We start from the raw sequence: 9,168 nt of genomic DNA on the forward strand, positions 1-9,168 counted from the left end.
GCAGCTGAATGCCAGCATTGCCGTCGAGGGGCTGGATGCCAAAAAAGTGGCCGCCGACTTCCTGAAACAACAAGGGCTTGTGAAGTAACGGGAAAGGGCTGTGCCAATAAAATGTCATAACCGCGTCCTGCTGCTGCTGGCCTGCGTGGCTATCGCGGCGGTCGCGTTACCGTTTGTCAACGTTGCCCCAAACCGCCTGATGTCGGGGGAGGGCAAAGCGCTCTGGCAGGTCTGGTCGTTTACGCCGGCGTGGCTTGTGGCGTCGCTGAGCGCGTGGGTGATCCTGTCGCTCTGGCAGGGACGCCCGGCGCAGTGGCTGACGCTGCTCCTCTCTGAAGGGCTCTTCATCGTGCTGTTCTGGAGCGCCGGACTGGCGGCGACGCATATGGCATCGGCGGAAAGTCCGCTCGCGAGAACCACTATCGGCAGCGGCCTGTGGCTGTGGCTGGCGCTGTGTCTGCTGGCCTGCAGCGATGCCATTCGTCGACTCATCGCCAGCGCGGTCTGGCGCTGGGTGCTCAATGCGCAGATATGGTGTATTCCATTGTTCCTGCTGTTCAGCGGTGAGCTGAACAACCTCTCGCTGCTAAAAGAGTACGCCAACCGTCAGGAGGTGTTTGATGATGCCCTCGCTCAGCACCTGACGATCCTCTTCGGTACGCTCGTTCCGGCGCTTCTGGTTGGGATCCCCCTTGGCATGTGGTGCTATCGACATCCTTCACGCCAGGGTGGGGTTTTTGCCGTACTCAACGTTATCCAGACCATTCCATCCGTTGCGCTGTTTGGCCTGCTGATTGCCCCGCTGGCGGGGCTGGTGAAGTCATTCCCGGTGCTCGGAACGCTCGGTGTCGCCGGGACGGGGTTAACGCCCGCGCTTATCGCGCTGGTGCTGTATGCGCTGCTTCCGCTGGTGCGCGGCGTGGTCGCGGGCTTAGGTCAGGTCGCACCTGACGTGCTGGAAAGCGCCCATGCGATGGGAATGAGCGCGCGGCAGTGTTTCTGGAAGATTCAGCTCCCGCTGGCGCTGCCCCTGCTGCTGCGCAGCCTGCGGGTGGTGGCGGTCCAGACCGTCGGCATGGCTGTGATTGCGGCGCTGATTGGCGCGGGTGGTTTTGGCGCACTGGTGTTCCAGGGGCTGCTGAGCAGTGCCCTGGATCTGGTGCTATTGGGCGTGGTGCCCACGATTGCGCTGGCGGTTGTCGTCGACGCGCTGTTTGCCTTATGGCTCGCGCTGCTCGGGAGAAGAGCCAATGATTGAATTTCATGATGTCAGTAAAACCTTTGCCGGTCGCCCGGCGGCGAGCCATCTGAACCTGAACTTTGCCGAGGGGGCGTTTTCCGTGCTGATTGGCACCTCGGGCTCGGGAAAATCCACCACGCTGAAGATGATCAACCGTCTGGTTGAGCATGACAGCGGGCTGATTCGCTTTGCCGGAGAAGAGATCCGCAGCCTGCCGGTGCTGGAGCTGCGCCGTCGGATGGGCTATGCCATTCAGTCTATCGGCCTGTTTCCCCACTGGACGGTGGCGCAGAACATCGCCACCGTGCTGCAGCTGGAGAAGTGGTCGCGGGCGAAAATCGCTGACCGGGTGGATGAACTGATGTCCCTGCTGGGGTTAGAGCCTGCGCTGCGCGATCGCTATCCGCACCAGCTTTCCGGCGGGCAGCAGCAGCGCGTGGGCGTGGCGCGCGCGCTGGCGGCCAACCCGCAGGTACTGCTGATGGATGAACCCTTCGGCGCGCTGGATCCGGTCACGCGCGGGGCGCTGCAGGCGGAGATGACCCGCATTCACCGCATTCTCGGACGCACGATCGTTCTCGTGACGCACGATATTGATGAAGCCCTGCGCCTGGCCGACCATCTGGTGCTGATGGATCATGGCGAAGTGGTGCAGCAGGGCTCGCTGCTTGAGCTGTTAACCTGGCCGAAGAACGACTTTGTGCGCGAGTTTTTTGGCCGCAGCGAGCTGGGCGTCAGGCTTCTCTCCCTGCGGACGGTCAGCGACTATATGCGCCGGGAAGAGGTGCCGGTGAGCGGCGAACCGCTGCAGGCGCAGATGAGCCTGCGGGATGCCCTCTCCGCGTTTGTCGCGCGCCAGTGCGAGGTATTGCCCGTCTCGGACTCCGGCGGGACGCCGTGCGGAACCTTACATTTTCGCGATCTGCTGGCCGGGGAGGTGACGCGTGAAGGGACTGCGTGATCCGCTCCTCTGGCTGATAGCGCTCTTTGTCGCCTTGCTGTTTCTGATGCCCCACAGCGCGGCGCTGTTTAACAGCCTTTTTCCCGGGCTGCCGCGGCCGGTGTATCAGCAGGAGAGCTTTATTAATCTCGCCCTGGCGCATCTCTGGCTGGTTGCGCTCTCAAGCGCTGTCGCGATCGTGCTGGGCGTGGGGGCGGGCATCGCGGTCACGCGACCTGCGGGTCGGGAGTTTCGCCCGCTGGTGGAGGCGATTGCGGCCATTGGACAGACGTTTCCCCCGGTGGCGGTGCTGGCGATAGCGGTTCCGGTTATGGGCTTTGGTCAGCAGCCGGCGATCATTGCGCTGATTCTATACGGCGTATTGCCGGTGCTGCAGGGCACGCTGGCGGGCCTCGCGGCGGTACCGGCGTCAGTGCTGAGCGTGGCAGAAGGGATGGGGATGAGTCGCGGCCAGCGGCTGCGCAAGGTTGAACTGCCGCTTGCGGCGCCGGTTATTATTGCCGGGATCCGCACGTCGGTCATCATTAACATCGGGACGGCGACCATTGCGTCGACGGTCGGTGCCAATACGCTGGGGACGCCGATCATTATCGGCTTAAGCGGGTTTAATACGGCTTATATTGTGCAGGGGGCGGTGCTGGTCGCGCTGGCGGCCATCGTCGTCGATCGCCTTTTTGAGCGGCTGACGCTGTACCTCAGCCGACACCGCCGCGAACAATAAACGAGTACCCTGCCAGCATCACGCCGCCGATACCGCTCACGGCCATCAGGACAAAAAGGGTAATAATGGCCAGTTTGGTTGCCTTCATCATGTGCTCCTGTTGTTAACGGAACAATTATACGGTGAAGCGCAGCTGTTAATGAACCATTAAATGCCGTTATGGCTCATCCGGCCCAAGGGAATAAACCGGGTAACCATTTTCTCGCCATTCCATCAGAAGCTGCTGCTGCGTGGCGGACGGCACTTCGCCACACCAGACCAGCAGCGTCTGGCCGTCGAAAAACTCAGGCTTAAGCTGAGCCAGCGAGTGCGCCAGAACATCCACGCGCCAGCCCTTCTGGGTGGCAATCCACGCTTCCAGCCACAGGCGGGTGGTATCGTGCACGTTCCAGCCGACTACCAGCGCATCTTTTCCGGCTTTGTTCTTCGCTGAGGCAAGGCAGACGGCAATATAGTTGATCAGCACCCCGTCGAGCATGCTGAGCAGCGCCTGCAGGGTGGACTGCTGGCACTGCAGGCGTCGACGGAGCGGAATGAAAAGATGGGAGATCAGCGTCTGTGCCGGATAGTCGCGGCCCTGCTCTTTTATCCATGCGCGCAGGCGCTGAAGATTGCCTGCCTGCAGGAGCCGCAGCAGGGTTTCCTGTTGTTCGCGCCAGAGGTGCTGCGTGTCCGGGTCGTCGTGGCTCAGCAGAGACTTCACTTTGCCGACCTGCACCCCGTTGTCGATCCAGCTCTTAATCTCGCGGATGCGGTCAATATCGGCCTCATTGAAAAGGCGATGCCCGCCGTCGGTCCTTTGCGGTTTGAGCAATCCATACCGTCGCTGCCACGCCCGTAGGGTAACGGGATTGATATCACAAAGGAGTGCCACTTCACCTATCGTGTAAAACGCCATATTCGCCCCCTGGCTTACGCGTTCCCAGCTTAACTGTAGACCCACTTTTGCGAACCAGGAAGGATTGATTGATTTTTGAACAAACAATGCGAAGCATGCACGATATTCAGAAAAAGGTGTGATAACGGACACGATTTTGTGCTTTTTTGGAATGCTTCAAAGAAAGTAAACCCGCATCAGTGTATGTTACGCGTTTTTAGCGTGTGCGGTTTTGAGTATGTACGAGTTTAATCTGGTGCTGCTGTTGCTTCAGCAGATGTGCGTGTTTCTTGTCATTGCCTGGCTGATGAGCAAAACGCGCCTGTTTATCCCGCTGATGCAGGTCACCGTTCGTCTGCCGCATAAGTTGCTCTGCTACGTCACCTTCTCTATTTTCTGCATCATGGGGACTTATTTTGGTCTCCATATCGAAGACTCTATTGCCAACACGCGCGCGATTGGCGCGGTGATGGGGGGGCTGCTGGGCGGTCCCGTCGTCGGTGGCCTTGTCGGTTTAACCGGGGGGCTGCATCGCTATTCCATGGGCGGGATGACGGCGCTGAGCTGCATGATCTCCACGATCGTGGAAGGGCTGCTCGGCGGCCTGGTGCACAGCTATATGATTAAGCGCGGCCGTCCGGATAAAGTCTTCAGCCCGCTCACCGCCGGAGCCATTACCTTTGTGGCCGAAATGGCGCAGATGGCGATCATTCTACTCATTGCCCGTCCGTTTGAAGATGCGCTGCACCTGGTCAGCAGCATTGCCGCCCCGATGATGGTGACTAACACCGTGGGGGCGGCGCTGTTTATGCGCATTCTGCTCGACAAGCGCGCTATGTTTGAGAAGTACACCTCGGCGTTTTCCGCCACGGCGCTGAAGGTCGCCGCCTCGACCGAAGGGATACTGCGCCAGGGGTTTAACGAAGAAAACAGCATGAAGGTCGCGCAGGTGCTCTACAAGGAGCTGGATATCGGCGCGGTGGCCATAACCGACCGCGAGCGGCTGCTGGCTTTTACCGGCACCGGGGACGATCACCATCTGCCGGGTAAACCGATCTCCTCAGCCTATACGCTGCGCGCCATCGAAACCGGCGAAGTGGTGTATGCCGACGGTAACGAAGTGCCTTATCGCTGTTCGCTGCATCCGCAGTGCAAGCTGGGCTCCACGTTGGTGATTCCGCTGCGCGGGGAAAATCAGCGGGTGATGGGGACTATCAAGCTGTATGAGGCAAAAAACCGTCTGTTCAGCTCGATCAACCGCACGCTGGGGGAGGGGATAGCCCAGCTGCTGTCCGCACAAATCCTCGCCGGACAGTATGAGCGGCAGAAAGCCCTGCTGACGCAGTCTGAAATTAAGCTGCTTCATGCCCAGGTCAACCCGCACTTCCTGTTTAATGCCCTCAACACGCTCAAAGCGGTGATCCGCCGCGACAGCGATCAGGCCGCGCAGCTGGTGCAGTTTCTGTCGACCTTTTTCCGCAAGAATCTGAAGCGGCCGTCTGAGATCGTGACCCTCGCCGACGAGATTGAGCACGTGAACGCCTATCTGCAGATTGAGCAGGCGCGTTTCCAGTCGCGCCTGCAGGTGACGCTCTCCGTGCCGGACGAGCTGGCGTATCAGCACCTCCCGGCTTTTACCCTGCAGCCTATTGTCGAAAACGCCATTAAGCACGGCACGTCACAGCTCCTGGGTACAGGGGAGATAACCATTGCCGCCAGCCGTTTTAACCACCATCTGGTGCTGGATATTGAAGATAATGCCGGGCTTTACCAGCCTTCCGCCTCCGGCGGTTTAGGGATGAGCCTGGTGGATAAACGCCTGCGCGCCCATTTTGGCGATGACTGTGGCATTACCGTCGCCTGCGAGCCCGACCGATTTACCCGTATTACCGTACGACTGCCGCTGGAGGAAAACGCATGTTAAGAGTGCTGATTGTGGATGACGAGCCGCTGGCACGGGAAAACCTGCGCGTTCTGCTGCAGGAGCAGCCGGATATTGAGATTGTGGGGGAGTGCGCCAACGCCATTGAGGCCATCGGCGCGGTGCACAAGCTGCGCCCGGACGTGCTGTTCCTTGATATTCAGATGCCTCGCATCAGCGGGCTGGAGATGGTCGGCATGCTCGACCCGGAACATCGTCCCTACATCGTGTTTCTGACGGCGTTCGACGAATATGCCGTTAAGGCCTTTGAGGAGCACGCGTTTGACTATCTGCTCAAGCCGATCGAAGAGAAGCGCCTTGAAAAAACGCTCACCCGTTTACGCCAGGAGAGAACCGCACAGGACGTCACGCTGCTGCCGGAGAACCAGCAGCCGCTGAAGTTTATCCCCTGCACCGGGCACAGCCGGATCTATCTTCTGCAGATGGATGATGTGGCGTTCGTCAGCAGCCGCCTGAGCGGGGTGATTGTCACCAGCGCGGAAGGGAACGAAGGATTTACCGAGCTGACCCTGCGCACGCTCGAGAGCCGCACGCCGCTGATCCGCTGCCACCGCCAGTATCTGGTGAACATGGCGCACCTGAAGGAGATCCGCCTGGAAGATAACGGCCAGGCCGAGCTGGTGCTGCGTGCCGGGCAAACGGTACCCGTCAGCCGCCGCTACCTGAAGAGTTTGAAAGAGGCTATTGGGCTGTAAAGCTGGTACACTGCGCGCCATTGCATCATCGACATTCGAAGGCTCTATGCTAAGTAACGATATTCTTCGTAGCCTGCGCTACACCCTGAAAGCGAACAATAACGACATGGTGCGCATTCTTGCGCTGTCCGACATGGAATCCACGTCTGCGAGTTTTGACACGTGGATGACCAAAGAAGACGAAGAGGGCTTTGTCCGCTGCCCTGATATCATTCTGTCCGGTTTCCTGAACGGCCTGATTTACGATAAGCGTGGCAAAGATCCTGCCGCGCCAGAGCTGGCGCTGGAGCGTCGCGTGAACAATAACACGGTGCTGAAAAAGCTGCGTATCGCGTTCTCGCTGAAAACGGACGATATCGTGGCGATCATGACCGAGCAAAAATTCCGCGTATCCGTGCCGGAAGTCACCGCCATGATGCGCGCGCCGGATCATAAAAACTACCGCGAGTGCGGCGACCAGTTCCTGCGTAATTTCCTGCGCGGGCTGACCCATCGGGTGCATCACCCGAAGGCGTAAAGGCGGTAGGGGCGGCCTGATGACCTCACCCCGACCCTCTCCCTCGGGGAGAGGGAGAAAACAAAATGCCATAAAAAAAGCCGGAGAGAATCTCCGGCTTTTTTGTTATTTCACCTGCTGACCCGGCTTCGCGCCTTCGTCAGGGCTTAACAGGAAGATATCTTTCCCGCCAGGGCCTGCGGCCATCACCATCCCTTCAGAGATGCCGAAGCGCATTTTACGCGGCGCCAGGTTCGCCACCATCACGGTCTGACGACCGATCAGCACCTGCGGGTCCGGGTAGGCTGAACGGATGCCGGAGAAGACGTTACGCTTCTCGCCGCCCAGATCCAGCGTCAGGCGCAGCAGTTTGTCAGAACCTTCCACGAATTCCGCGTTTTCGATCAGCGCCACGCGCAGGTCGACTTTAGCGAAATCGTCGAAGGTAATGGTTTCCTGAATCGGATCGTCTGCCAGCGGGCCGGTGACCGGTGCCGCAGCCGCTTTAACCTCTTCTTTAGACGCTTCTACCAGGGCTTCAACCTGCTTCATCTCGATGCGGTTGTACAGCGCTTTAAAGGTGTTCAGTTTATGGCCAATCAAAGGGGTAGCAATTTCATCCCACTTCAGTTCAATATTAAGGAATTCTTCTGCTCGTTTTGCCAATTCGGGAACAACTGGTTTTAGAAGAGTCATCAGTACTTTAAAAAGCTCTATGCTAAATGAACTCACAGAATGAAGTTCAGATGATTTTTCAGGATCTTTTGCCAGTAACCATGGTTTGTAGTCGTCGACAAATTTATTACACTTGTCAGCTAATTCCGTGATTTCTTTAATGGCTTTACCGAATTCCCTAGTTTCATATAATTCTTCAATACGAGAAATTAAACCACCAGACGCTGGGTCAAATAGCTCAACAAGTTCGTAAGGGAATGGGCCATCAATAAATTGTAGCCGTTGCTCTTTGCCACACATCACGCCGTCAAAGCGTTTGGCGATAAAGCCCGCGTTACGGGAGGCCAGGTTCACCACCTTGTTGACGATGTCCGCGTTCACGCGCTGCACGAAATCTTCCAGGTTCAGGTCGATATCGTCGATGCGGGAAGAGAGCTTCGCGGTGTAGTAGTAGCGCAGGCTGTCCGCATCGAAGTGGTTCAGCCAGGTGCTGGCTTTGATGAACGTACCGCGGGACTTGGACATCTTCGCGCCGTTCACCGTCACGTAGCCGTGTACGAACAGGTTGGTTGGCTTGCGGAAGTTGCTGCCTTCCAGCATCGCCGGCCAGAACAGGCTGTGGAAGTAAACGATGTCTTTACCGATGAAGTGGTACAGCTCTGCCGTGGAATCTTTCTTCCAGTATTCGTCGAAGCTCACGGTGTCGCCACGCTTGTCGCACAGGTTCTTGAAGGAGCCCATGTAGCCGATTGGCGCGTCCAGCCAGACGTAGAAGTATTTGCCCGGCGCGTTCGGGATTTCAAAGCCGAAGTACGGCGCATCGCGGGAGATATCCCACTGCTGCAGGCCGGATTCGAACCACTCCTGCATTTTGTTCGCCACCTGCTCCTGCAGCGCGCCGCTGCGGGTCCACGCCTGCAGCATCTCGCTGAAGGATGGCAGGTCGAAGAAGAAATGCTCGGAGTCACGCATGACAGGCGTGGCGCCTGAAACCACGGATTTCGGCTCGATAAGCTCGGTCGGGCTGTAGGTTGCGCCGCACACTTCGCAGTTATCGCCGTACTGGTCCGGGGATTTACATTTCGGACAGGTGCCTTTGACGAAACGGTCCGGCAGGAACATGCCTTTTTCCGGATCGTACAGCTGAGAGATGGTGCGGTTTTTGATAAAACCATTCTCTTTCAGACGGGTGTAGATCAGCTCCGACAGCTCGCGGTTTTCGTCGCTGTGCGTGGAGTGATAGTTGTCATAGCTGATGTCAAAGCCAGCAAAATCAGTCTGATGCTCCTGACTCATTTCGGCAATCATCTGCTCCGGGGAGATCCCCAGCTGCTGCGCTTTCAGCATGATCGGCGTGCCGTGGGCATCGTCCGCACAGATGAAATTAACCTCGTGGCCGCGCATTCGCTGGTAACGGACCCAGACATCAGCCTGGATATGCTCCAGCATGTGGCCGAGGTGGATTGAGCCGTTGGCGTACGGCAGTGCGCACGTTACCAGAATTTTCTTCGCGACTTGAGTCATAGTAGGCATTACTTCTTTTAACTGTGAAAAGGGTTTT

The 9,168-nt window shown here is 58.0% G+C and carries 10 protein-coding genes; 7 read left to right on the forward strand and 3 right to left on the reverse strand.

Going from position 1 to position 9,168, the window contains the following annotated elements:
• The 4 genes from ACWYRJ_RS19760 to ACWYRJ_RS19775 form a co-directional block, all read left to right on the forward strand.
• Window positions 1–88: hypothetical protein (locus ACWYRJ_RS19760; protein ID WP_455508474.1), on the forward strand; the 88-nt coding region annotated here is incomplete at its 5' end.
• A 12-nt stretch (window positions 89–100) separates the two neighbouring features.
• Window positions 101–1,258 (forward strand): ABC transporter permease, encoded by a 1,158-nt coding sequence (locus ACWYRJ_RS19765; RefSeq protein WP_455508469.1) that lies wholly within the window; start codon window positions 101–103, stop codon window positions 1,256–1,258.
• The gene (locus ACWYRJ_RS19770; RefSeq protein ID WP_455508470.1) at window positions 1,251–2,201 is read left to right on the forward strand and encodes an ABC transporter ATP-binding protein; all 951 of its coding nucleotides are present in this window, start codon (window positions 1,251–1,253) and stop codon (window positions 2,199–2,201) included. Before ACWYRJ_RS19765 ends, ACWYRJ_RS19770 begins: the two co-directional genes overlap by 8 nt.
• Window positions 2,185–2,922, forward strand: coding sequence for an ABC transporter permease (locus tag ACWYRJ_RS19775; protein ID WP_455508471.1), 738 nt, complete (start codon window positions 2,185–2,187; stop codon window positions 2,920–2,922). The genes ACWYRJ_RS19770 and ACWYRJ_RS19775 overlap by 17 nt, the downstream gene beginning before the upstream one ends.
• On the opposite strand, the gene ACWYRJ_RS19780 is transcribed toward ACWYRJ_RS19775, so the two are convergent.
• Together ACWYRJ_RS19780 and mlrA are read right to left on the reverse strand one after the other, a co-directional pair.
• On the reverse strand, window positions 2,897–3,010 hold the full coding sequence (locus ACWYRJ_RS19780; protein WP_008500895.1) for a protein YohO: 114 nt from the start codon (window positions 3,008–3,010) through the stop codon (window positions 2,897–2,899). The two genes, ACWYRJ_RS19775 and ACWYRJ_RS19780, sit on opposite strands and share 26 nt — an antisense overlap.
• Before the next feature lie 69 nt (window positions 3,011–3,079).
• On the reverse strand, window positions 3,080–3,820 hold the full coding sequence (gene mlrA / locus ACWYRJ_RS19785) for an HTH-type transcriptional regulator MlrA (RefSeq protein WP_115875827.1): 741 nt from the start codon (window positions 3,818–3,820) through the stop codon (window positions 3,080–3,082).
• 217 nt (window positions 3,821–4,037) lie between these two features.
• On the opposite strand from mlrA, the gene ACWYRJ_RS19790 reads away from it, so the two are divergent.
• Genes ACWYRJ_RS19790 through ACWYRJ_RS19800 form a run of 3 tightly spaced genes read left to right on the forward strand, consistent with a single transcriptional unit; the run spans window position 4,038 to window position 6,953 of the window.
• A complete protein-coding gene (locus tag ACWYRJ_RS19790) occupies window positions 4,038–5,723 on the forward strand; it encodes a sensor histidine kinase (RefSeq protein ID WP_063143803.1) in 1,686 nt (561 codons plus the stop codon).
• Window positions 5,717–6,436: a two-component system response regulator BtsR gene (gene btsR, locus ACWYRJ_RS19795; protein ID WP_455508472.1), complete on the forward strand. Its 720-nt coding sequence runs from the start codon at window positions 5,717–5,719 to the stop codon at window positions 6,434–6,436. The genes ACWYRJ_RS19790 and btsR overlap by 7 nt, the downstream gene beginning before the upstream one ends.
• A 46-nt stretch (window positions 6,437–6,482) precedes the next feature.
• Window positions 6,483–6,953: a YehS family protein gene (locus ACWYRJ_RS19800; protein WP_008500891.1), complete on the forward strand. Its 471-nt coding sequence runs from the start codon at window positions 6,483–6,485 to the stop codon at window positions 6,951–6,953.
• Window positions 6,954–7,058: 105 nt separating this feature from the next.
• On the opposite strand, the gene metG is transcribed toward ACWYRJ_RS19800, so the two are convergent.
• Window positions 7,059–9,131 (reverse strand): methionine--tRNA ligase, encoded by a 2,073-nt coding sequence (metG, locus tag ACWYRJ_RS19805; RefSeq protein ID WP_455508473.1) that lies wholly within the window; start codon window positions 9,129–9,131, stop codon window positions 7,059–7,061.
• Between the last annotated feature and the right edge of the window lie 37 nt (window positions 9,132–9,168).

Source organism: Enterobacter sp. (genome assembly GCF_977039595.1).

Excerpts from the sequence above, each read along its gene's own strand:
- ACWYRJ_RS19800 (WP_008500891.1), top strand. The coding sequence starts at position 6,483 with ATGCTAAGTAACGATATTCTTCGTAGCCTGCGCTACACCCTGAAAGCG.
- mlrA (WP_115875827.1), bottom strand. The coding sequence starts at position 3,820 with ATGGCGTTTTACACGATAGGTGAAGTGGCACTCCTTTGTGATATCAAT.
- ACWYRJ_RS19770 (WP_455508470.1), top strand. The coding sequence starts at position 1,251 with ATGATTGAATTTCATGATGTCAGTAAAACCTTTGCCGGTCGCCCGGCG.
- metG (WP_455508473.1), bottom strand. The coding sequence starts at position 9,131 with ATGACTCAAGTCGCGAAGAAAATTCTGGTAACGTGCGCACTGCCGTAC.
- ACWYRJ_RS19790 (WP_063143803.1), top strand. The coding sequence starts at position 4,038 with ATGTACGAGTTTAATCTGGTGCTGCTGTTGCTTCAGCAGATGTGCGTG.
- ACWYRJ_RS19780 (WP_008500895.1), bottom strand. The coding sequence starts at position 3,010 with ATGAAGGCAACCAAACTGGCCATTATTACCCTTTTTGTCCTGATGGCC.
- btsR (WP_455508472.1), top strand. The coding sequence starts at position 5,717 with ATGTTAAGAGTGCTGATTGTGGATGACGAGCCGCTGGCACGGGAAAAC.